The organism is Sulfitobacter sp. UBA4523 (assembly GCF_002388305.1).
GTDB lineage: Bacteria > Pseudomonadota > Alphaproteobacteria > Rhodobacterales > Rhodobacteraceae > Sulfitobacter > Sulfitobacter pontiacus.
Genome location: NZ_DGMH01000004.1, coordinates 1 through 512 on the forward strand (window position 1 = coordinate 1; position 512 = coordinate 512).

Annotated in this window: 1 protein-coding gene; it reads right to left on the bottom strand. The window is 64.6% G+C overall.

Going from position 1 to position 512, the window contains the following annotated elements; all coding sequences use genetic code 11:
- The coding region (locus B3849_RS00275; RefSeq protein WP_286779680.1) for an alanine racemase at positions 1-512 on the bottom strand (512 nt) is incomplete at both ends.

Below are 512 nucleotides of genomic sequence, written 5' to 3' on the forward strand. Positions count from 1 at the left end.
TGGCCCGTGGCGACTTCGCGCACCTGAATGACAGGCACATCCAGCGTCACCACCGGCATCGCATCGGCGAAGGGCAATCCGCCGTAGACCCCGATGCCCGGGCGGGTCAGGTCAAAGTGGTAGTCACGGCCAAGCATGATCCCCCCCGTCGCGGCCAAGGATCGTGGCACGTTCAACCCATCCGTCATCTCGCGGAACGTCTTGAGCTGGCGGGCATTCATAGGGTGGTTCGGTTCGTCCGCGCAGGCCAGATGCGACATGATCATGGTCGGGTTCTGCGCCAGGGCGATGTCGCGCAGCGCGGCCCATTCCGCGGGGTCCATCCCAAGGCGGTTCATGCCGCTGTTCAGTTGCACCCCGAAACGATGGCCGGGCAGGGCTTCGACATGGGCGATCATCTGATCGACCGAATTGATCATCGGCGTCAGGGCCGCGCTTCGGATCATATCGGCGTCACCGGGCATATGCCCCGCAAAGACGTTGATCGCAGGGCCGGGCCCCAACACGCGACG